The organism is Arthrobacter sp. ISL-28, from assembly GCF_018613875.1.
Lineage (GTDB): Bacteria > Actinomycetota > Actinomycetes > Actinomycetales > Micrococcaceae > Arthrobacter.
The window spans coordinates 165,195-187,560 of sequence record NZ_JAGGPJ010000013.1 but is presented as its reverse complement, the minus strand read 5'-3'; the positions used below and the strand labels follow the sequence as shown (position 1 = coordinate 187,560).

The following is a 22,366-nucleotide window of genomic DNA, read 5'->3' as shown; positions in this document are numbered from 1 at the left end:
GCACGCGCAAGAAAGGAGGCGGTGTGATGATCGATCTGGCGGGACTGCTTGCGACTGCCGCTCTGCTCGTTACCCTTATCGTGCTTGAGGTCCGGCGTGCCGGGCCGGAGACCGGGCAGCCCACATACAGCGGGCAGCCTGCACGCTGGAGGCTGCTGGGCCCAACGGTGGGCCGCGGGGTCCTGGCGGTCATGTGGGGGATGTATCTGTTCCTCTTCGTTCCACGCGTGCTGGGATTGCTCGCGTGAGCCGCGCAGCGCGGTGGTGGCTCCTTAGCGATCTCCACCTGGGCGTGTCGGACGAGGATCCCCGGAGTCCGGGCATGGTGCTGCCGGAGTTCCTGCGCCGCGAGGTGCTCGCAGCCCCCTGTCCACAGCAGCACGTCGTCTTCGTCGGTGACACGTTCGAGCTGGTCGGGTTCACCGAGGACGAGAGCCTGGCCCGGCTCGAGTCCATCCTGGCCCGCCACCCGGATACGTTCCGGGCGCTGGAGGAGTGTGCTGCGCGCGGCGTGCAGCTGCACTTCGTGTGCGGCAATCACGACGTGGAGCTGGCCCGGCCTTCGGTTGCCGCCCGCCTGTCGGCGCTGCTGTCACCGGTCGAGCCGGCGCGGGTCCAGGTGTACCCGTGGTTCCTGCACGTGCCCCGCGTGCTCGTGGCCGAGCATGGGCACCAGCACCACGCGCTGCATCGGGTGCCCGAGGTGCTCCGCGCAGCGGTCAACGGTACCGACGAGCTGGACCTGCCACCGCTGGCGGCCTGGAACGCCCATCCGTGGAGGTCGCGCCTGAGCCGTGCCCGGGCCGTTGCCCGGGCCTGCCTGGCGTCCGAGCGGGCCGAACGCCGCGTCCGGGAGCTCGCGTACGAGGAACTGTTGCTGGCCGAGTCACTGCGGCTCGCGCTGGACGGGGTGGCTGTTCGGGACCTGGCGCGCCTGTCCCGGTTCCGGACGGTGTCCGCGCTCCCGGTTGCCGCGACCCGCATGGTGCTTGCGGCCGCCGGGCGCACAGTCGCCGGCAATCAGGCTCCTGCCGCAGCGGGCCGATTCGCACGAACCCTCCAGGCACACGGTTCCGCGGTGGCCTGGTACGTCTCCGCCCACACGCACAGGGCCCTCGAGTCAGCGCTCGAGGCCTGCCCCACCCGATACGTCAACACCGGCACGTGGTCTTCGGACGTCCGCGGTCACGGACCTGACCAGTCAGACCGTCGGGCGTTCCCGTACGCCATGATCGACCTCGCCGCAGACGGCGCCACCAGCGGCGGGCTGCGGTACTGGCATCCGGAGGGTGGTTGAGCTGAACCGGCGTTAGCGCTCTGGCCGTGCCGTCGCTCCATGCAAACCGCAGAAATGCGGTTTAAGAGGGATTTTCTTTTCATGCAACGTTGCATCAAGCGGTTTTTAGGTCGCGCATTCTTTGCGTGGAATTGAGGGCACGCCGGAGCTCCGCACACTCATTCTGAGGGCTAATAGAGAGCCGCTTTCTACCTCTTTTCAAACGGGCGAAATAGGGCCATCATTCTTGCTAAGCCTGTCCGGAATTGAACAAGGTCTCACGTTGAGGAGGCTAAATCGCACCTACCGGTCGCTTCCTGGGTGAATCTCCCGAGACTCTTTCCCGTGCTCCCGTCGAGGGCGTCTCTGCCGCCCCTGACTAAGCCCGACTTCGGCATCGTTGCCCGTCCGGCGGGTTCCACATCGGCGGGCCGGTGGCGGCTGCTGAAGCACATAGTTCCAACTGCGAAAGGCCGCTTTGATGTTCCAGCCAAATAGACGACTATCAGCCCTCGGGTCCGCTTGCACGCTGCTTCTGGCGTTCGCCGCACTGGCGTCCTGCGCGGCGCCGAATACCGGGCAGGTTGCCACCACTAGTTCCGCCGGGACGTCAGAGACGACGTCGCCGGCAGGGTCGACGACAACGCCGTCCGAAACCACTTCGCCGGCAGGGTCGCCGACATCCACAGCCAACGCTTCCGAGCTCTGCGGACCAGGATCCGCCATCAACTTCGATCGCACCGCTTTCCCCGACTCTCCAAAGATCGACAACAAGTGGTTCCCGCTGAAGCCGGGCACGATGATCACGACGAAGGGCAAAGTGGTGGATGCCGAAGGCACCTCTGAACGGACGGTCACTCACTCCGTCACCGGCCTGACCAAGGTCATTGACGGCGTGAAAACCCTGGTGATGTGGGACCGCGACTACGCGGACGGGTCGCTGGTCGAATCTGAGCTGGCATTCTTCGCCCAGGATAACGCTGGAACAGTCTGGCTCTTTGGCGAGTATCCAGAAGAGTTCGAAAACGACAAATTCATCGGGGCCCCCAATACTTTCATTCACGGAATTTCCGAGAGCCAGGCCGGAATTGCCATGCAGGCCGAGCCTCGGGTCGACACGCCGGAATATGTCCAGGCCCATGCGCCGTCCGTGGACTTTTTGGATTGCGGGGACGTCTTCAAGCAGAACGAACGCGTGTGCGTCCCCACTGGGTGCTACGAAGACGTTCTGGTGATAAATGAGCACAACCCGCTGGAACCGGCTGTGGGCAATCAGCGCAAATTCTATTCAGCCGGGACGGGGCTTGTGAAAGTCACAGCCGTCGGTGGTGCAGAGCAGGAGACCCTGGATCTCGTCAAGATTCAGCAGCTTTCCGATGCGGAGCTGGCGGAGGTCAATAAGCAGGCACTCAAGCTTGACCAGCATGCCTATGAGGTCAGCAAGAAGGTTTACGCCAAAACTCCCCGTGCCGAAGTTGCCACGGAATCGGGAGGTAAGTGAGAGCCCATCCGGCGGGGCGGGCGGAGCCGGACGACTAAAGGTTCCGCCCGCCTTTCCTGCGGGCTGAACCGCGCCTCCTGCGGGTGGATGGCGCCTCCTGCATACAACAACCTCGATGACCGCGCAGGTGGCGCAGGGAGTGGCGCGTCGAGCCCTGGCGCCGACGGACGACGCAGGCGTCAAATCCGCCTGAATGCCGGTTCCGCCTGGATGCTAGTTCAGGGCGATGACGAGCATCTGGCTCGTACCGGGAATGCATGTCTGCAGGACAGCCCGGGGGAAGCCGCCGAACACAGCCGCAACGTCGTTGGTGGTGCCGCCGTTGGGAACCTGGCCGCGGGCCGCCACTGTATAGGAGCCGTAGCCGGCAAGGTCCACTCTCTCGCCGACCTGGATCCCGGAGAAACGGTCCCAGCCACCGCAGAAGTCGTGTTCCGTGATGAACAGCGAGTATCCGTCGGTCGGGGTGAAGTGGATTGGTCCAATGCACTGATCCACGAGCGCCTGTCCTCCTGCTCCCGCCACATAAATGGTCCGGACCTGCGGTACCGGAACCACCGGCTTGGGAGCAGGAGCTGGAGCAGGTGCGGGAGGCAGCTTCTTTGCGGGAGCTGCCGCAGGAGCCAGTGCTGGTGCCGCCACCGGTGCCTGCGCCGCGGCCGTGGGGCGTGGTGGAAGTGGCGCGGGCACCGTCGCAGCAGTGGCTGGCGCGGAGGGTTTCTTAGCTACCGGCGCGATCTTCGTGGCGGAAGCGGGGGAGGACGCCTTGGCACCGGGTTGAGCAACGGGAACGTCCTTCGCCGAAATCACAGGCTGGGTTGCCCCCCGCTGCGCCGCGTCGTGGACGGGAGCCACAAGGGGCTGGCTGGCTGCCGGCGAGATGGCGGGGACCGGGACCGAAGCCCAGACCGGAGTCACAGCACTTGCCAGCAGCGCCCCGGCGACCACCACCGCCTTGAGATTGACGCTGGACTGCAAAGCCGATCCTGCGGCCGCATGCCCAAGGATGCGGGCAAGCGCACTGTGCTGGTGTGCCCTGTCCTGCTGATTCATGAGCTTCCCCTGAACCTGTGCGACGCCGGAAGAACCAGCGGCCGCTTGCCGGGCGGTCAGGGCAGGAAGGAGAGGCGCTCGGGCGTCAAGGCGGGATCGCTTCGTGTTCGCACTGACCATTCAATTGAGAGTGAGACGCGCTCAGTAACGCGTCGGCCCAGCAGGGTCGAGTGTAGTTGTCAGGGGAATCGGGACACCCGCGTAGGCGTTACCTGTCTTTTCCGCCGGCCCCTACTTAAATCCCGCAGGTGACTGGCCCGGGGAAGCCTCCGTCATGGCTCATTTTGTTACTGGCTAGTAATATTGGCGGCATGCACCTGCTTCTGCGCACACTCCTGCTGCTTTTCAGCTCCTCCAAGCGCCCTGGTCTGAGCGTCTGGGAGGAGTCCTCCCTTCCGCTCCGCGTGCTTCCGACGGACATTGACATTGCCATGCACGTGAACAACGGAATGTACTTCTCCCTGATGGACCTGGGCCGCTTCGACCTGATGGTCCGCAGCGGTACATGGGCGAAGATGCGACGGCGCGGCTGGAGCCCGGTGGCCGCCGGGGAGACCATCGCGTTCCGCCGCTCCCTGCAGTTATGGCAGCGCTACACGATCGAGTCCAAAATCATCGGCCTGGATGCCAAGGCCGTCTACTTCGAGCAGCGCATGGTGGTGGACGGCGAGATCTATGCCCGCGCCTACATCGCCACGAGGCTGGTGAGCGGCGGCAAGCCCGTGAGCCAGGAGGAGATCCTCGCTGAGTTCGGCGAGCCACCGGCTGGACTTGAGCTTCCGGATTGGCTCCACGACTGGCGTGAAACCAACGCTCTGCCCGGTGCGCGCCGGCCGGCTCCCCACGCCTGGGCCTGACCGCATGCTGAGAGGTTGGGCGGCTGAAAAAGTGCTCTCGCACGATTTTCATTCACGTGGCCGTGGTATTCCCGGTGACGCGGGGAGCGAACAAAGGGGGCTGCGGGAGGACAACCGCACCTGCCTCGCGTACGGTTGAACCATGGCTACCGTTGACATCACAGGTGAACAGTTCGCATCGACCATTGAAGGCAATGACATTGTCCTGGTGGACTTCTGGGCCGAATGGTGCGGCCCGTGCAAGCAGTTTGCACCCACCTACTCCGCTGTTTCGGAGAAGCACAGCGACGTCGTGTTCGCCAAAGTGGACACCGAGGCTGAACAGCAACTGGCTGCCGAAGCAGGCATCACCTCCATCCCCACTCTCATGGCCTTCCGTGAGAAGGTGCTCGTGTTCTCGCAGCCAGGTGCGCTGAACGCGCCGCAGCTTGAACAGGTGGTCGACGCCGTCAAGGCCCTCGACATGGAGGAAGTGCATGCCCACGTGGCGCGCTCCCAGGCCGAGGCGGCCGCTGCCGCAGGCACCAACACGGGTACGAACACGGGCGGTCCCCAGGACGGCTCGCAGATCCCGGATTTCTAGATCACGTCTTAACTGCAGCACGGGGCCATTCCGCCCCCAAGAACCTCGGTTCTTTGGGCGGGAAGTGGCCCCATGCTTTATAAGCCGTCGTCTGTTAAGCCGGACTAGAGGCGCTCAAGCCGGACCGGTTCGGCCAGCAGGGCGCTGAGGGATTCGTTCAGGTCCTGGATGGCGGTGCCCTTGGAGTGCTTGTCGAGGTCTTCCTCCGAGGCCCACCGTTCCGTGAGGACCAGCTTCTCGTCAGTCGCTTCGGTGAGCTCGTACCGGACGCAGCCGGGCTCGTTGAGTACCTCGTCAATGGCGATTTCCAGGGCGAGCTTCACGCGGAAGAATTCGCCGTCATTGGGGATGAACGTTGCCTGCAGGTCGATGGGTGCACTCATGGATTTCACAATACCGGCCGCCGCCCGCGCTCCCGTCCCTGTTTACGCCGGACACCCTACTGTTGCGCTTCTTTTGCCGGGGGCCAGTTGATAGCGTGCCATCATGAGCGCTTACACAGCCGGGGACACTGACGTTCCGCTGCTCGAGGAAACCATTGGCGAGAACTTCGAGCGGGTGGCAGCTCGGTTTCCCTTCCACGACGCGCTCATCGAAGCCGCTGCCGTCCCCGGCGCTGACGCCCGCCGCTGGAGCTACACCAAACTGAATGACGACGTCGACCGCCTCGCCCGCGCTCTTCTCGCCCTGGGCGTCGCGAAGGGTGAGCGGATCGGCATCTGGAGCCCCAACTGCGCCGAGTGGACCATCCTCCAGTATGCGACCGCCAAGATCGGGGCCATCCTGGTCAACGTGAACCCTGCCTACCGCAGCCATGAGCTGGAGTTCGTGCTCAAACAGAACGGCATGCGGATGCTGGTCACGGCGCCGTCGGACCGGAACAGCGACTACGTGGGCATGGCGCGGCAGGTGTTCGCCGAATGCCCTGACCTGCACGAGCTCGTGTTCCTGCCGGACTCTGACACGGCAGGGCTCGACGCCGGCGTCCCCCAAAGTGAGCAGGAGCTGACTTACGCCGAGCTGCTTAAGCGGGCGGACGACGTCGGGCATTCCGGCCTGAAGGCGCGCATGTCCGAACTGGACCCGCATGACCCCGTCAACCTGCAGTACACGTCGGGCACCACCGGGTTCCCGAAGGGCGCCACGCTGACGCACCACAATATCCTGAACAACGGCTACTCGATCGGGGAGCTGCTGCGTTATACCGAGCACGATCGGGTGGTCATCCCGGTGCCCTTCTACCACTGCTTCGGCATGGTGATCGGGAACCTCAATGCGCTCAGCCATGGCGCGGCCACCATCATTCCCGGGCGCAGCTTCACGCCCGCAGCAGCACTGGAGGCCGTGCAGGACTTCGGCGGGACGTCGCTCTACGGGGTGCCCACCATGTTCATTGCCGAACTGGCGCTGCCCGACTTCGCGTCCTACGACCTCTCCACCCTGCGCACGGGAGTGATGGCCGGTTCAACGTGCCCCATTGAGGTCATGAACCGGGTCATCTCGGAAATGAACATGCGCGATGTGGCCATCTGCTACGGCATGACCGAGACTTCGCCGGTGTCCACCATGACCCGCAGCGGCGACACCCTGGAACAACGCACCCAGACCGTGGGGCGGACCTTGCCCCAGCTGGAAAGCAAGGTGGTTGACCCTGCCACCGGGGAGGTGCTGCAACGGGGCGAGATCGGCGAACTCTGCACCCGCGGCTACGCCGTCATGAAGGGGTACTGGAACCAGCCGGACAAGACAGCCGAAGCCATCGACGCGGACGGGTGGATGCACACCGGGGACCTGGCCCGCATGGACGAGGACGGCTACATCGTGATCGAAGGCCGAATCAAAGACATGGTGATCCGCGGCGGGGAGAACATCTATCCCCGAGAGATCGAGGAGTTCCTCTACACGCACCCCTCGATCCAGGATGTGCAGGTCATTGGCGTGCCCGATGCCACCTATGGCGAGGAACTGATGGCCTGCATCATCCTCAAGCCCGGCGCCGGGCCGCTGGACGCCGCCGCCCTGGCGGACTTCTGCCGCGGGAAGCTCGCGCACTACAAGATTCCGCGCTACGTCGATGTCCGCGAGAGTTTTCCCATGACGGTGTCGGGCAAGATCCGCAAGGTGGAGATGCGCGAGGAGGCCGTGGCCCGCCTCGGCCTCTGAAGCAACGCGGGGTCAGACAACGCCCTTAAAGGGGCGTTCATTGGGCGGGATCTGACCCCGCGTTGCCGATTCCTGGATTGGGCTGTGGATAACTCCTCAAGTCCTCGTTGGGCACTCCAGAATGATGTCCATGGCCCGTTCCACGCCGCTCCCCGATAGCCTGCACCAGTCGCCCTTTACCGTGTACGAATCGCGAGCGCTGGGCGTCCCTGCGAAACGGCTGCGCAGCAAGGACCTGGCCGACGGCGGCCGTCTCATCTATCTGCCAAAAGGACGGGAAATCGATCTGCGGGAGCGGGCCAGGGTGTTGGCGGCAGCAACGCCGGGAGCATGGGTGTCCCATCAGACAGCAGCGGAACTCACGCCCTTGGGGCTTCCGCCGTGGATGGAGGGTGACATCGTCCACCTCAGCAAACCGCATGAGTTACCAAGGGTGCGCCGGGCCGGCGTGGTCGGCCATCGGGTCCGTATGATTCCGGGCGAGATCGGGGAGTGCGGCGGTATTCCCATCTCCCTGCCGCCCCGGACCTGGCTGGACTTGGCAGCGGTGTTGCCGCTCAGGTACCTCATTGCCATGGGCGACCAGCTCATCAGGGTTCCAAGGGTTGAGCTCGAAGGTCGGACGACCCCGTATGCCTACAAGGAGGGTCTGCGCCTGCTCATCCGGCAGCACCCCAACATGAAGGGCGTGGAGAAGGCACGGCTGGCGCTGGGCGAGATGCGTGTGGGTGCCGACTCTTATCCGGAAACCTTCCTGCGGCTTGCGATGCTGAATGCCGGCCTGCCGGAGCCGGAACTGCAGGTGCGCCTAGACCCCTATGACCATTGGTCCCCTGCTGCCGACCTGGGGTACCGGCACTTCCGGATCGCGCTGCAGTACGACGGCGTCCATCACCTCTCGCGGAAACAGCAGTCCCGCGACTTCCGCCGCGATGAGGCGTTCATCAGTGCAGGCTGGTCCTACTTCAAGGTCAACGGCGACGATTTGAATGACGGATTCCAGGATGTGATCGAACGGGTCAAAAGGGCGAAGCGCCGGTCAGTCTAAGGCAACGCGGGGTCACTTGGCGCCCAATGGGGACAGGAAATTGGGCGCCGAGTGACCCCGCGTTGCAGTAGAGAGGTCAGTGCCTGCGGTGGTCCTGGATGGTCATCCGGGGGCCGAAAGTGGGCTTCCGGAAACCGCTGAGCCCGATCATGCGGACCACGCGCTGCCGGTGGCCCTTCCACGGCTCGAGCAGGGCCAGCATCCCGGCGTCGTCGGTCCGCTGTCCGGTCAGCGCCGCGCCCACGTCGGCTGCCAGATGGTAATCACCCACCGCGATCGAGTCGGGGCAGCCGTGGGTCCGCTGCACCACTTCCGCGGCCGTCCACTCGCCGATCCCCGGAATGGTCCGCATCTTCGCGGCTGCTTCCGCCGCGGGCAGCAACGCCAACCGTTCAAGCGCGACGGCGGAACGCAGCGCCCGCATGACCGTCGCGGAACGCTGCGGCCCCACGCCGGCCTTGTGCCAGTCCCAGGAGGGGATGCGGAGCCACTGCTCCGGAGTGGGGCGGACCAGCAGTCCTGCCGGGGTGGCCATGCCGGCAGCCGGGGCCGGTGAGCCGTAGCGGTACATGAGATAGCGGAAGCCCCGCCGCGCCTCGATGACGGTGACCTTCTGCTCCAGAATGGTGGGCACGAGGCAGTCAATCATGCGTCCGGTGGACGGCAGACGGACGGCCAGGTTCCGGCGTCGTGCTTCACGGACCATCCGGGGGAGCGTCGCATGGAAGGCGGGCTCGTCAAAGCCAGACCAGTCGTCCTCGGCTCCCAGGAGCCGGGGCACGGTGGCGAGGGCGGCAGTAGAGCCGGGCCCCCAGGCCTGGGCATCCACGAACGGCTCGGGGGCATGTGCCGCGGTGCCGGTGCCCGTTCCGGTGAGGCGCAGCGTGACCGGCCCGTCCGCCGTCGTATAGGCCATCCACAAGCCGTCCATTCGGGACGAAAAGGATGGGTCGCCATTGCCCCGCATCAGGGTCCCGAGCGTCTGAAGCAGGTTGTACGGGCCTTGCGGATGCCACCGCAGGGACGCGTCCGCTGCGGCGGCAAGCCGGCCGGGGGCGTCAGCTACGGTCATGGGAACATCGTCCCACGCCGGGCTGAGAAAACTGTTCACCCGCCGTTCCGGGAGAGCTTCCGAACCAGCCCTTAACCACTGCGGAGGGGAGGACTACAATCCCAGGTGTGGCGCGGGTCTGCCGCGTCTTCCCTTCGACTATTAGGTGAGTGCAATGGGTGGAGTAGTGCATTTCGAAATCCCCGCGGACGACCAGGACCGGGCAAGAAACTTCTACAAGCAGGCCCTCGGCTGGAGGATCGACCCCATGCCGGACATGAACTACAACATGGTCATCACCACACCGATGGATGAACAAACCGGCCGGCCCACAGAACCTGGCGCCATCAACGGCGGAATGATGCCGCGGGAAGCTGACCTGACAGCCCCGGTCATCACCGTGGACGTCGAGGACATCGACAGCACACTGAAAACGGTCGAAGAGCTCGGCGGCTCGGTGATCAGGCCGAAGGACGCCATTCCGGGCATGGGCTTCTACGCCTACTTCAAGGACACCGAGGGCAATGTCATGGGGCTCTGGGAGAACCTCCCGGCCGGAGCAGCCGAGGGCGCGGCCGGCACGGCACTCTAACGCTGCTCCGCAAGTTCACCGGCCAGTGATCGCTGGCCGGTGTTCTCTGCCCAGTCTTCCCCGGCAGGGCCAGCCGCGTCGGAGCACTGCGGCCAAGACGGTAAGTTTGTACCCATGAAGTACGCCCAGTCCGTTCTGGACCTTATCGGCAACACCCCGCTGATCAAGCTCAACCACGTCACTGACGGCATCAAGGCCACCGTCCTCGTGAAACTGGAATACGTGAACCCCGGCGGTTCCATCAAGGACCGCATCGCGGCCAAGATGATCGAGGAAGCCGAACGGGAGGGCAAGCTGCAGCCCGGCGGCACCATCATTGAGCCCACCTCCGGGAACACCGGCGTCGGCCTGGCCCTGGTGGCGCAGCAAAAAGGCTACAAGTGCATCTTCGTGGTCCCGGACAAGGTGGGCGAAGACAAGCGGGCCGTGCTTCAGGCCTACGGTGCGGAAGTGGTGGTGACCCCCACCGCCGTCGCCCCGGATAGCCCGCAAAGCTACTACAGCGTTTCGGACCGCCTGGTCACCGAGATTCCCGGTGCCTACAAACCGGATCAGTTCTCCAACCCGGCAGCGCCGCGCAGCCACTATGAATCCACCGGGCCGGAAATCTGGCGCGACACCGACGGAAAGGTGACGCACTGCGTCATCGGGGCCGGCACCGGGGGCACCATCACCGGGACGGGCCGCTTCCTCAAGGAAGTCTCGGCGGACCGTGCGGAGTCCGACGGCGGCCGGGTCAAGATCATCGGGGCGGACCCCGCGGGCTCTGTCTACTCGGGCGGCACCGGCCGTCCGTACTTCGTCGAAGGCGTGGGCGAGGACATGTGGCCCGCCAACTACGACAAATCAGTTCCGGACCAGGTCATCGCCGTCAGCGACGCCGATTCCTTCGCCATGACCCGGCGGCTGGCCCGCGAGGAAGGCCTGCTCGTGGGCGGGTCCTCCGGCATGGCGGTCGTTGCCGCGCTGCAGATAGCCCGCGACCTTCCCGAGGACGCGGTGGTGGTGGTGATCCTGCCGGATTCGGGCCGCGGCTACCTCGCCAAGATCTTCAACGACCAATGGATGCGCTCCTACGGCTTCCTCTCCGGCGGCGAGGAAGCATCCGTGGGCGAGGTCATCAAGTCCAAGACGGGTGAACTGCCGGACCTGGTCCATATCCACCCGAATGAGACCGTCCGCGACGTCATCAACATCATGAACGAGTTCGGCGTCAGCCACATCCCGGTGCTGTCCCAGGAACCGCCCGTCGTGATGGGCGAGGTCCTCGGAGCGGTGGACGAGCGCTCGCTGACCGCCAAACTGTTCCGCGGCGAAGCCCAGCTGACAGACAAGATCTCCGAGCACATGGGGAAGCCGCTTCCCGTCATCGGCTCGCTGGAAACCATTTCGGCTGCCCGTGAACTGCTGTCCGACGTCGATACCGTGATGGTGACCTTCGTCGGAGCCCCCATAGGCATCCTGACCCGCCACGACCTCCTCGCGTACCTCAGCAATTAGTCCCCTTGGTTGAGCCTGTCAGTCCGCTGGTTGAGCTTGTCGAAACCTTGATCTCGACAAGCCCGATCACCGGTGGCAAGCTCGACCAGCAGCGAAAGGATTTCCATGTCAGCCTCTGAAAACCAAGGATTCAACACGCGGGCGGTGCACGCAGGCCAGGCTTTTGAGCCCCGCACCGGTGCCGTCATTCCGCCGCTGCACTTCAGCTCCACCTACGCCCAGGACGGCATCGGCGGCCTGCGCGACGGCTACGAGTACGGCCGCGGCGGCAACCCCACCCGCGACGCCCTGCAGGAACAGCTCGCCGCGCTCGAGGGAGGCACGCACGCCTACTCCTTCAGCTCGGGATTGGCCGCGGAGGACTCCCTCATCCGTGCCCTGATGCGGCCTGGCGACCACATCGTGCTCGGCAACGACGCCTACGGGGGCACGTACCGCCTGATTAGCCGGGTGCTCGGCGACTGGGGGATCGGCAACACCCCGGTGGACATGTCCGACCTCGACGCCGTGGCAGCGGCCGTTGCCGCGCACAAGACGCGCTTCGTGTGGGTGGAAACTCCCTCCAACCCGTTGATGAAGATCACCGACATCGAAGCGCTCGCCAAAGTGGCGCACGACGCCGGGGCCCTCCTGATCGTCGACAACACCTTCGCGTCGCCCTACCTGCAGACCCCGCTCGCCCTGGGTGCCGACGTCGTGGTCCACTCCACAACCAAGTACATTGGCGGCCACTCCGATGTGGTGGGCGGCGCAATCGTGGTCAATGCCGCCGAACTGGCAGAGAAGATCGGCTTCGTCCAGTTCGCCGTCGGCGCTGTCTCCGGGCCCATGGACGCCTTCCTCACCACCCGCGGGCTGAAGACGCTGGGGATCCGCATGGACCGGCACAGCGACAATGCCCAGGCCGTGGCGGAATGGCTGCTGGAGCGTCCCGAGGTCGAGGCGGTCCTCTACCCGGGCCTGCCCTCGCACCCCGGCCACGACCTGGCCAGGAAGCAGATGAAGAAGTTCGGCGGCGTAATCTCCGTCCAGTTCAAGGGCGGCGAGGCGGCGGCACGCAAGGTGGCTGAATCCACGTCGGTTTTCACCCTCGCCGAGTCGCTGGGTGGCATTGAATCACTGATGAACTACCCGTCCGAGATGACCCACGCGTCCGTGAAGGGGACGGAATTGGCAGTCCCCGTCAACCTCATCCGGCTGTCCTGCGGGATCGAAGACGTCGAGGACCTCATCGCTGACCTCGAGCAAGCCTTCACCTTCATCCAGTGACGGCTCCCGACGTCCGGGGCCGCACGCTGGCGGTAAGGACCGAGCCGGATCCCCGCCCGGGTGATCCGTCGTCAGTGGAGCCGCCTCAGGCTGGCCGGCGCCGGACCGTGCGCGGCTGGCTGGCGACAGCGGCGGGCGCGCTCGCCCTCCTCGCCGCCCTGGCGGTGCTGTACTCCCACTACGCCCCGGTGATGAACGACTTCGAGGTCTACTACTACGGTGGCACTAAAGTGCTGCAGACCGGTGAGGCCGGAGTCAGCGACCTGTACGCAGTCCGGGACGGACTGCCTTTCACCTATCCGCCGTTCGCCGCGCTGCTGTTTGCCGGCCTCGCGACCCTGACCTTTGGCCAGAGCAGCGCGCTGTTCATCGGGGCAGCGCTCGCGGGATCTGGAGTGGTCTCCGCCTGGCTGACCCGGCACTACTTTGGCCTGGGCCGTTGGCGGGAAGCCTTCGCGGACTGGCGGTTCCGGGCCGTGGCACTCGCGGGGGCAGGGGCGATCGTGCTGCTGGGTCCCTGGCGCGACACCTTCGTGTTCGGGCAAATCAACATCATCCTGATGGGCCTCATCCTGACGGACTTTGCCCTGCACGGGAAGTCCCGGGCCGGCGAGATCCGCTGGCCCGCGGGGCTCCTCATCGGAATAGCGGCGGGGATCAAGCTGACGCCCTTGGTGTTCGGGCTGTATTTCCTGGTGCGCCGGGACTTCAAGGCCCTCGGCTGGATGGCCGCCGGATTCTTCGGCTCCATCGCGGTGGCCTGGGCCGCGCTGCCCAACGCGTCGGCCGCGTTCTGGACCGAGATCCTTCCCGACACGGGCCGTATCGGCGGACCCGCCTATGTGGACAACCTTTCGGTCAAGGGGCTGCTGCTGCACTTCGGACTGCCGGATTCTGCGGCCACGAGCCTGCTGTGGCTCGGCCTCTCCCTCGCGCTCGTGGCTGTGGCCGCCCTGGTTATCAAGTGGACCGTGGCCGCTGACGAAAACTTCGTCGCCGTATCCGCCACGGCCGTTCTCATGCTGCTGATCAGCCCGATTTCCTGGTCGCACCACTGGGTCTGGATGGCCGTGGCACTGCCCTCCATGGCTTTTGCCATGCACCGGGTGCCTTCCCGGGAGGGCCGGATGCGGCTGGCCGGCTGGATCATCGTGGCGTTGTCCGCCGTGGCCTTCTACCTGGCCCCCAAGGATCTTGCCATGTTTGCCGGAGCCGAGGAGTGGGGGAAGGATCCCTCGACCCAATGGCCACTGATGGCTGCCAGCCTGGGCGTGCTGTGCGGCATCGCGCTGCTCGGCTACTGGGCCATGGCCTACCGCCCGGCGCGCGCTGCCCTCCGTCATTCCGTGCCCCGATGATGCCTCGGGGCAGTTTTTCCGAAAAGCACTGCCGGGACATGCCACCTCGATGTAACTAAGGACAGCCGCATGAACAACAACGAAGTGAGCGAAGCCGCAAGCCCTGAGGCCGCCAGTACGGACGCTTCAGCACCCAAGGCGCAGGCGGCGACGCCGCGGGGTCCGTTCCGGCAGTGCCGGCTGCACCCGGCCTGGATTGTGGCAGCTGTGGCCTTCCTTGCCCTCGTGGGCGCGGCCGGTTTCCGGGCGGCACCGGGGGTGCTCATGGTGCCGCTGCAGCAGGAGTTTGGCTGGTCCACCACGGTGCTGTCCGCCGCCGTCAGCATCAACCTGGTCCTGTTCGGTCTCACCGCCCCCTTCGCGGCTGCCCTCATGGAGCGGTTCGGCATCCGCGCCGTCACGGCGTTCGCGCTGATGCTCATCGGGGCCGGCAGCGCCCTGACGGTGCTGGTCAATGAGTCGTGGCAGATCCTGCTGACGTGGGGCCTGCTGATCGGGCTGGGAACGGGCTCCATGGCGCTCGTCTTTGCAGCCACCATCGCGAACACCTGGTTTTCCAAGAGCCGCGGGCTGGTGATCGGCATCCTGACCGCCGGCAGCGCGGCCGGCCAGCTGGTTTTCCTGCCGTTCATCGCCATGCTGGCACAGGACCCCGGCTGGCGGCAGGCCTCCCTCCTGATCGCGGCCGGCGCCCTCGCCGTGGTCCCGATGGTGCTGAAGTTCCTCAAGAACTCGCCGGCCGACGTCGGGGTGTTGCCCTACGGCGCAGAGCCTCCGGCCGATCACGCGGGAGCCCACTCCGCCCCGGCGGCCGCCTCTTCCGGCGCGCCTGGCGCCGCCGCTTCGACCGCCTCTTCCGGCGGCAACGCTGCCGTCCGCGCGCTTCAGGTGCTCAAACGTGCCAGCAAGGTGCGGACGTTCTGGGCGCTCGCGGCCGGGTTCGCTATTTGCGGTGCCACGACCAACGGCCTCATAGGCACACACTTCATTCCGTCCGCCCACGACCACGGCATGCCGGAGACCACGGCGGCGGGCCTGCTGGCCGTCGTCGGGATCTTCGACATCCTGGGCACGATCGCCTCCGGCTGGCTGACCGACCGCTTCAACCCGCGGATCCTGTTGGCGGTGTATTACCAGTTCCGCGGGATCGGGCTGCTGGTGCTCCCGCTCCTGCTGAGCGCGACGGTGCAGCCCAGCATGATCGTGTTCGTGGTGATCTATGGACTCGACTGGGTGGCCACCGTTCCTCCCACGGCCGCTATCTGCCGCAGCGTCTTTGGTGCTGACGGCAGCGTGGTGTTTGGCTGGGTCTTCGCCGCGCATCAGCTCGGTGCCGCCGCAGCTGCCCTGGCTGCCGGTGCCATCCGGGACTCCACCGGGCATTACACCTACGCCTGGTTGGGTGCTGCCGCGATGTGCACCGTCGCCGCGGTGATCAGCGCCACCATCCGGAAGGACGCCGGCAAGAATCAGCCGGAGCCGGTGGCTGCCGGCGCCGTATAGTCTTCGACGGCGGCGCAGGGGAGCAGGCGTGGCGCCCGCAGGTAGCGGCCAGCGGTCCATAGAATGAGCGGGGATCCTGGCCTGCACGCTCTGGCGCCACGGGTCCGGCGGTACCGGTCGGGCAGCACAGGTCTGCGCCACGGGTCCGGCGGCACGGGGCGAAACGGCGTGCCGGGCGCATCATCCAGCAGCACAGGCCCGCGTCAGCATTACAGTCACCATCACGCTTTGGCAGCATCATATTTTCGGGGGACATGAATGGCACTGCTCGACGCCCAGGCCCAACGCAGCTCGGCCTCCGCACAGGCCGGTCCGGTCACCGGTCCGGTCACCGGTCTGGCCGGGAGGCTGTGGCGTTCCCGGACTGGCTCGGCCACTGCAGAGCTCCTCACGCTGCTCGCAGTGCTGGTTGCCGCTGTCTTCGTCTCATCGCGGCTCGACGCGTGGGGCCACCAGGGTCTGGACTTCAGCGTGTACTGGCACGGGGGCAAGGTCCTGAACGAAGCCGGCCCGGCGCCGTCGGGCCTCTACCGCCTGACGCTGGAGTGGGCGGGCGGTCCGCAGCTTCCATTCACCTATCCGCCGTTCGCGGCGCTCCTCTTCAGCCTGCTGGCCAGGCTGCCGCAGGCAGGCGCCCTTCTGCTCTTCAATGCCGCTGGTGTGGCCGTGGCCGCGTGGGTGGCTGTGCGCGGAGTCCGTTACTGGAACGGTAAGTCCGACTGGCGCAGCACCTTTGCCTCCGACCCCTCGCCCTTCCTGCTGAACCGCCTGGGCGCGGTGGTTCTGCTCCTCGCCGTCCTCAATCTGGGCCCCTGGCGGGAGACCCTGGTCTTCGGGCAGATCAACATCCTGCTCATGGGGCTGATGGCGGCCGACCTCCTGGCCCGTAACCCGCACTGGACCCGCGGCCTCCCCGGCAGCGGCTTCCTGGTAGGTGTGGCGGCCGGGATCAAGCTGACGCCGCTGGTGTTCGGCCTCTACTTCCTGATGCGCAAGGATTGGCGGGGACTGCTGAACATGGGGGCAGGTTTCGCTTCCACCGTGCTGATCGGCTGGCTCCTCCGCCCTGCCGAATCCCTGCAGTTCTGGCTTGAGATCCTGCCGGACACATCCCGCATCGGCGGGGCGGGTTACGTGGACAACCTCTCCATCAAGGGAGCGCTGCTCCACTTCGGGGTTCCCGCCGCCGGAGTCACCTTTCCGTGGCTGGTCCTGAGCCTGCTCGTGGTGGCACTGGGCGCCGCCGTCACCAAAACCGCCAGCGACCAAGGCGCCCGGGTGGTGGCCATTTCCGCCACGGCCCTCACCATGCTGCTGATCAGCCCAGTGTCCTGGTCCCACCACTGGGTCTGGATGGCGGCTGTGCTGCCGGCCTTCGCCTGGACCCTGCGCGAGACGCCTGGGAGCCAGCGCCTGGCGCGCTGGGTCATGGGCGGCGTCCTTGGCGTTTCGACCCTCGTGTTCCTGTTCTCGCCTAAAACCATTGGCACTGCCCTGGGCGCCGGGAACCTCAACCTCCAGACGCCCGGGCTGTGGATCATGGCCTCCAGCGCCGGCGTGTTTTGCGGCCTTGCCATTCTGGCCTGCTGGATTGTGGTGCTTCGGCGGGGCAAAGTGGCGAGCTGCCGGCATGAACCTCGTTCCTGAGGGCACCGCCCCGGAGACGGAGAACTTGACCCGCGGGCCCCACCCTGCTGAGCCCCACACCCGCGGGCCCCACCCTGCTGAGCCCCAGGATCCGGGCGCCGTGGACAGGCTCATGGCTGACATAGCGGAGCAGGTCGGCACGGTCCACGGGATGGTGCTGTGCCATGCTGAGTCGGTGGATTCGGCATCCTGGACACCACGCTGGAAAGTTTTTGAGCGCCACTTCGCCGTGAACACCCGGGCCAGCTGATCAAGGCCGACGGCGGTATTTCGGCCTGACGTAGCGCTGGTTGAGCTTGTCGAAAACCGGTTTCGGCAAGCTCAACCAGCGGCAGCCTACTGCAGGGCAGGCCCGCTGCCGGACGAGGAGTCCGGCGTCCAGGGCGTGAGCCGCGGCAGCCAGCGCGGGACGTTTTCCCGGTAAACCTGGTATTCGGCCCCGAATTTTCTGGCCAGCACGGGCTCCTCATAGAGCTTCACGAAGGCCGACACAGGGACAGCGCCCAGCACGGCGGCAGCGAAGAGCTTCGGTTGGCCAAGCAGGAGCCCCTGTCCGGTAACGGCCGCGGCAATTGCTACGTACATCGGGTTCCGCACGAAGCGGTACAGCCCTCCCACCACCAGGTGTTTCGGCGGCGCAAACGGTGCCGGGGTTCCGACGCCCTCAACGGCAAAGTGGACGAAGGAGTTGGCGATCACGGCTGCGCCGGCACCCAGCAGCAGGGCTCCGGTCAGCTGTGCGGGCGCCCCGCCCGGGACCGGCCTCTGCACCTTCCACCGGGTCAGCAGCCATGGAACGACGCCCACCACGGTGGCGGGGCCGGCGGCGAACAGGGCCGTGCCGATAGCCGCGCGCTGCCTGTCTCTTCTCGAATCCCGGGAAACTGCCATGCTGGAATTCTGGACCGCGGCCACGGCGGGGACAAGGGCAGCCGGCCAGCCGTATCAGCGGAAGGCGGACAGCCCGGTGATGTGCTGGCCCAGGATCAGGGTATGGACCTCGTCCGTGCCCTCGTAGGTGCGCACCGATTCCAGGTTGGCGGCGTGCCGCAGCGGAGAATGCTCCAGGGTGATGCCGTTGCCGCCCAGTATGGTCCGCGCCTCGCGGGCGACCTTGATGGCCTCGCGGACATTGTTCAGCTTGGCCAGCGAAATCTGTTCGGGCCGAAGCCTGCCGGAATCCTTGAGCCGGCCCAGGTGCAGGGCAAGCATCGTGCCCTTCTGGATCTCCAGCAGCATGTTCACCAGCTTCTCCTGGGTCAGCTGGTAGGCGGCCAGCGGCCTGCCGAACTGGAGCCGGTCCATCGAGTACCTCAGGGCCGCTTCATAGGAGTCGCGGGCGGCCCCCATCGCGCCCCAGGCGATGCCGTACCGGGCTTCATTGAGGCAGGAGAACGGTCCGCTGAGGCCCCGCGCACCCGGCAGCAGGGCCTCCGGTCCCAGCCGGACGCCGTCGAATGTCACATCACACTGGATGGAGGCGCGCATCGAAAGTTTCCGCCCGATCGGCGCGGCGGTGACCCCCGCAGTGCCGGCCGGCACGAGGAAGCCGCGGACGCCGTCGTCGGTCCTTGCCCACACCACCATCACGTCGGCAATCGAGGCGAGGCCGATCCAGCGCTTGGTGCCGTCCAGGATCCAGCCGGCGTCCTCGCCGGGGCCGTCCTGCCGTGCGACTGTCGTCATGGACGACGGGTCCGAGCCGGCGGACGGTTCGGTCAGCGCGAAGCAGCCGACCAGCTCGCCGGCGGCCATCCGGGGAAGCCATTCCTGCTTCTGGTCCTCGGAGCCCCATTTGTGGATTGCCGTCATGGCCAGCGAGCCCTGAACCGAGACGAACGTGCGGATCCCGGAATCGCCGGCTTCCAGTTCCATGGCGGCCAGGCCGTATTCGACGGCGGTGCGGCCGGGGCAGCCGTAACCCTCCAGATGCATGCCCAGAACGCCCAGTTCGCCCAGCTGCGCGGCGATGTGGTCGGGAAAGACCCCGCGGTCGTACCAGTCAGCAATGTCCGGGCGGATCTGCTGGTCGGTGAAGTCGCGGATCCGTTGCCGGAAGGCCAGCTCATCAGGGGTCAGCAGCGAGTCCAGCGCCAGGACGTCTGAAGGATCAGGGAGGCCGTACTCCGCCGCGGCTGCCGCGGGGTCAAGGGCGTCATTGCTCATGCCAGCATCCTACGGGGGCCAGCATCCTGGGGGGGCCGGAACTCTGCGCCATGCGCCAGATTCCTACTGGCCGGTGGGGACCTGCTGCCTGCCAAGGAAGTAGTCCCGGGTGGACGGAAGGAAGCGGCAGACCACGGCCAGCACTACGCCCAGGGACAGCAGCACCACGCCGCTGACGAAGGACCCGCCGACGCCGAAGATCTGGGTGTCGCCGTACTCCGGGTCCCACATCTGGACCGCGGAAATGAAGAACCCCGCAGTCAGTGCAAGGGCGCCCAGCAGTGGAATGATGCCGCGGAACCAGAGGTTCCTGGCCGAGCCGCGGAGGCTTGCGCGGAGGTACCAGACACAGGCGAAGCCGGTCAGGGCGTAGTAGAACGCGATGAAGAGACTGATTGAGCTGATCGAATCGGAGAGCAGGTTCTCGCTCAGGAAGCTCATGGCAACGTAGTACGTGACGGCTGCGGCGCCCATCAGGCCCGTTGAAAAACCGGGGGTCTGGAACCGGCGGTGGACCTCGCCAAACTTCGGCGGCAACGCGCCGTGGACGCCCATGGACAGGGTTCCGCGTGCCGTTGGAAGGATGGTGGTCTGCGTCGAGGAGAGCACGGAGGCCAGGACGGAGAGGACGATCAGCCAGCCCCACGGGCCCAGCACCACGTCCTTCAGGGCGAGGAAGACATCGTTCTGGTTCTCGGTGTTGCCGAGGCCCATGCCCTCTGTTCCCACGGACGCGTACATCATCACCAGAAGCGCCACCGACACGTAGATGGCCACCAGGACGAAGGCCGAGATGATGGCACCCCGGCCCGGGGTTGTGGAGGGGTTCTCGGTTTCCTCATTCACGGCCAGGCAGGTGTCCCAGCCCCAGTAAATGAACAAAGCCAGAAGGGAGCCGTGGACCACGGCGCCCGGATCAGCGAAGGCGCCGGCGGGGTTGAACCACTCGATATCGAAGGGCTGCAATGTTGTGGCGGTGCCGGAAGCCCCGCCCGCGATCCTGATGATAAGGGCCAGTGCGAAGATGCCCAGCGAGATGTACTGCACGTAGCTCAGGGCCCGCTGGACGTGCTCGCCCAGCCGGATCCCACGGTAGTTCACCAACGTCATGATCGCGATGAAGACCACCCCGGTGGCCGTGACCAGGAGGCTGTTTTCCGCCAGTGAACCGTCACCGACCAGCAGCCACAGGTATTGCCCGGCCACCTGGGCCAGGTTGGCCAAGACCACAATGCCGGCGAGCGCAACGCCCCAGCCGCCGAGCCAGCCGGCCCACGGCCCGAAGGCCCGGCGGGCCCAGATGAATGTGGTGCCGCAGTCCGGCATGATGCTGTTGAGTTCCCGGAACGCGTAGGCGATGAACAGGACCGGGATGAAGCCCAAAATCAGGATCAGGGGTGTATAGGTGCCGTTCACGGCAACGATGAGGCCCAGGGTGGCGGCCAGAGAGTACACCGGAGCGGTGGACGCCAGCCCCAGCATGACCGAGTCGCCGAGGTCCAGGATCCCGGCGCGCAGCCCCTTGGCAGGCACAATGCCGGATGGCTGGTTCCCGGCGCCGCCGCCCGCCGTCGTGGTTCCTGTGCTCATAGGGCGTTACCTGCCTTGCTGGAGTGGGCCTGGATTGAAAGAGGGGCCGGCGCATCGATGGTGTTCGGCACGAAGCGGCAGAAGTAGTCGGTGATGGGGCCGTCGGATTCGCGGACGCCGCAGCCGACGGACTCGCCGTCGACCACCCAGAGGCCAAGGACGGGGTGGTTGCCGTCGAAATCGGGAAGGGGCTGGAACTGCTGGTAACACCAGCCTTCGCGCCCGTACCCGCCTGGCTGTTCCATGCTGATGCCTCGGGCATGAATCTTGATGTTGTCACCCTCCCTGCCGTGCAGCGGCTTGGCCACCCACTCCTTCAGCGGCCCGGGCTCGTTGAGGTAGGCGGGCAGCAGATTGGGATGGTCCGGGTAGAGGTGCCACAGGGCGGCAAGCAGCGCCTTGTTGGAGAGCAGCATTTTCCAGGCGGGTTCCACCCAGCGCGGATTGTGGGCGCGCTCCAGGAGGCGGTGGCCGAACGGCTCCTTCATCATCAGCTCCCAAGGGTAGAGCTTGAAGATGGTGCTGATCATGTAGTTGTCCAGGTCCACAAAGCGTTTCAGGTTCGGGTCCCAGCCGATATCGGACATGTTGATGCCGATAGTGGTCCAGCCGGCCTGGCTGGCGACATCACGCATGTAGGCAGCAGTCATCCAGTCCTCGCCGGATTCCTCGGCCTCCGAGTGCGCGATGTGGAGGGTGCTCATGCCCGTGCGGTACTGGAGCTTCTTCCACTGCCGGATGAGGGCTTCGTGGATGCCGTTCCACTGGTCCTTTTCGGGAAAGACGTCCTGCAGCCAGAACCACTGGGCCACGGCCGCCTCAATCAGTCCCGTGGGGGTGTCCGCGTTGTATTCGAGCATCTTGGCGGGCCCGCCCTGGCCGTCGTAGATGAAATCGAAGCGGCCGTAAATGTCCATGTCCCCGGCCTGCAGCGATTCGGCCGCGAGCTCCAGCGCCTGCCCGCCGATGCCGATCGGGCCCATGGCTCCCGTGGCGAGGAATTTTGCCGCCTCGAGGCACATTTTGTGCATGTCCTCGGCCGTGACCTCGAGGGCCTCTACCTCGTCCATGGTGAACTCGTAGTACGCAGACTCGTTCCAGTACTCGATCTTCTTGCCGTCCGGCATGGTGGTGGTCGAGAAAACCAGGCCCTGCTCTTCGATTTTCTGCTTCCAGTCCGGCCGGGGTGCAGCGGTTAGTCTCTTCACC

The 22,366-nt window shown here is 65.9% G+C and carries 21 protein-coding genes; 14 read left to right on the top strand and 7 right to left on the bottom strand.

Going from position 1 to position 22,366, the window contains the following annotated elements; genetic code table 11:
* The 3 genes from J7E80_RS10760 to J7E80_RS10750 form a co-directional block, all read left to right on the top strand.
* Positions 1-248, top strand: a 248-nt coding sequence (locus tag J7E80_RS10760) for a hypothetical protein (protein ID WP_215051432.1), incomplete at its 5' end; no start/stop codon positions are given.
* The gene (locus tag J7E80_RS10755; RefSeq protein ID WP_215051431.1) at positions 245-1,297 is read left to right on the top strand and encodes a hypothetical protein; all 1,053 of its coding nucleotides are present in this window, start codon (positions 245-247) and stop codon (positions 1,295-1,297) included. The genes J7E80_RS10760 and J7E80_RS10755, both read left to right, overlap by 4 nt.
* 460 nt (positions 1,298-1,757) lie before the next feature.
* Positions 1,758-2,777 carry a hypothetical protein gene (locus J7E80_RS10750; RefSeq protein WP_251036712.1) on the top strand — a complete coding sequence of 340 codons (1,020 nt, stop codon included), beginning with the start codon at positions 1,758-1,760 and terminating at the stop codon, positions 2,775-2,777.
* 213 nt (positions 2,778-2,990) lie between these two features.
* Here J7E80_RS10750 and J7E80_RS23790 read toward each other — a convergent pair whose 3' ends face one another.
* Entirely contained in the window at positions 2,991-3,830 is an 840-nt protein-coding gene (locus J7E80_RS23790) for a hypothetical protein (RefSeq protein WP_251036711.1), read from the bottom strand.
* Positions 3,831-4,141: 311 nt separating this feature from the next.
* On the opposite strand from J7E80_RS23790, the gene J7E80_RS10740 reads away from it, so the two are divergent.
* Both J7E80_RS10740 and trxA read left to right on the top strand, forming a co-directional pair.
* Positions 4,142-4,687: an acyl-CoA thioesterase gene (locus J7E80_RS10740; RefSeq protein WP_215051430.1), complete on the top strand. Its 546-nt coding sequence runs from the start codon at positions 4,142-4,144 to the stop codon at positions 4,685-4,687.
* A gap of 142 nt (positions 4,688-4,829) precedes the next feature.
* A complete protein-coding gene (gene trxA, locus J7E80_RS10735) occupies positions 4,830-5,270 on the top strand; it encodes a thioredoxin (RefSeq protein ID WP_215051429.1) in 441 nt (146 codons plus the stop codon).
* A gap of 104 nt (positions 5,271-5,374) precedes the next feature.
* Here trxA and J7E80_RS10730 read toward each other — a convergent pair whose 3' ends face one another.
* Entirely contained in the window at positions 5,375-5,653 is a 279-nt protein-coding gene (locus J7E80_RS10730; RefSeq protein ID WP_215051428.1) for a putative quinol monooxygenase, read from the bottom strand.
* Between the two features lie 103 nt (positions 5,654-5,756).
* Here J7E80_RS10730 and J7E80_RS10725 point away from each other — a divergent pair, with 103 nt between their 5' ends.
* The gene (locus J7E80_RS10725) at positions 5,757-7,433 is read left to right on the top strand and encodes an AMP-binding protein (protein WP_215051427.1); all 1,677 of its coding nucleotides are present in this window, start codon (positions 5,757-5,759) and stop codon (positions 7,431-7,433) included.
* A gap of 130 nt (positions 7,434-7,563) precedes the next feature.
* A complete protein-coding gene (locus tag J7E80_RS10720) occupies positions 7,564-8,481 on the top strand; it encodes a hypothetical protein (RefSeq protein WP_251036710.1) in 918 nt (305 codons plus the stop codon).
* A gap of 76 nt (positions 8,482-8,557) precedes the next feature.
* On the opposite strand, the gene J7E80_RS10715 is transcribed toward J7E80_RS10720, so the two are convergent.
* The gene (locus J7E80_RS10715) at positions 8,558-9,553 is read right to left on the bottom strand and encodes a DNA-3-methyladenine glycosylase (RefSeq protein WP_215051425.1); all 996 of its coding nucleotides are present in this window, start codon (positions 9,551-9,553) and stop codon (positions 8,558-8,560) included.
* A gap of 154 nt (positions 9,554-9,707) precedes the next feature.
* Here J7E80_RS10715 and J7E80_RS10710 point away from each other — a divergent pair, with 154 nt between their 5' ends.
* The 7 genes from J7E80_RS10710 (at position 9,708) to J7E80_RS10680 (ending at position 17,651) form a co-directional block, all read left to right on the top strand.
* A complete protein-coding gene (locus J7E80_RS10710; RefSeq protein ID WP_215051424.1) occupies positions 9,708-10,124 on the top strand; it encodes a VOC family protein in 417 nt (138 codons plus the stop codon).
* Between the two features lie 114 nt (positions 10,125-10,238).
* Positions 10,239-11,624, top strand: a complete 1,386-nt coding sequence (locus J7E80_RS10705; protein ID WP_215051423.1) for a cystathionine beta-synthase — start codon at positions 10,239-10,241, stop codon at positions 11,622-11,624.
* Between the two features lie 105 nt (positions 11,625-11,729).
* Positions 11,730-12,893, top strand: a complete 1,164-nt coding sequence (locus tag J7E80_RS10700; protein WP_215051422.1) for a cystathionine gamma-synthase — start codon at positions 11,730-11,732, stop codon at positions 12,891-12,893.
* Positions 12,890-14,251 (top strand): glycosyltransferase family 87 protein, encoded by a 1,362-nt coding sequence (locus tag J7E80_RS10695; protein WP_311380801.1) that lies wholly within the window; start codon positions 12,890-12,892, stop codon positions 14,249-14,251. The genes J7E80_RS10700 and J7E80_RS10695 overlap by 4 nt, the downstream gene beginning before the upstream one ends.
* Before the next feature lie 69 nt (positions 14,252-14,320).
* A complete protein-coding gene (locus J7E80_RS10690) occupies positions 14,321-15,754 on the top strand; it encodes an MFS transporter (protein WP_251036709.1) in 1,434 nt (477 codons plus the stop codon).
* A 258-nt stretch (positions 15,755-16,012) separates the two neighbouring features.
* Positions 16,013-17,401 (top strand): glycosyltransferase 87 family protein, encoded by a 1,389-nt coding sequence (locus tag J7E80_RS10685; protein WP_215051421.1) that lies wholly within the window; start codon positions 16,013-16,015, stop codon positions 17,399-17,401.
* A complete protein-coding gene (locus tag J7E80_RS10680; RefSeq protein WP_215051420.1) occupies positions 17,385-17,651 on the top strand; it encodes a hypothetical protein in 267 nt (88 codons plus the stop codon). Before J7E80_RS10685 ends, J7E80_RS10680 begins: the two co-directional genes overlap by 17 nt.
* Before the next feature lie 86 nt (positions 17,652-17,737).
* On the opposite strand, the gene J7E80_RS10675 is transcribed toward J7E80_RS10680, so the two are convergent.
* From J7E80_RS10675 to J7E80_RS10660, 4 genes are all read right to left on the bottom strand, one after another.
* Positions 17,738-18,292, bottom strand: coding sequence for an isoprenylcysteine carboxylmethyltransferase family protein (locus J7E80_RS10675; RefSeq protein ID WP_215051419.1), 555 nt, complete (start codon positions 18,290-18,292; stop codon positions 17,738-17,740).
* Between the two features lie 54 nt (positions 18,293-18,346).
* Positions 18,347-19,567: an acyl-CoA dehydrogenase family protein gene (locus tag J7E80_RS10670; RefSeq protein WP_215051418.1), complete on the bottom strand. Its 1,221-nt coding sequence runs from the start codon at positions 19,565-19,567 to the stop codon at positions 18,347-18,349.
* Positions 19,568-19,630: 63 nt separating this feature from the next.
* Positions 19,631-21,157, bottom strand: coding sequence for an APC family permease (locus J7E80_RS10665; RefSeq protein WP_215051417.1), 1,527 nt, complete (start codon positions 21,155-21,157; stop codon positions 19,631-19,633).
* Positions 21,154-22,365: a glutathionylspermidine synthase family protein gene (locus tag J7E80_RS10660; protein ID WP_215051416.1), complete on the bottom strand. Its 1,212-nt coding sequence runs from the start codon at positions 22,363-22,365 to the stop codon at positions 21,154-21,156. The genes J7E80_RS10665 and J7E80_RS10660 overlap by 4 nt, the downstream gene beginning before the upstream one ends.
* Position 22,366: the final 1 nt, after the last annotated feature.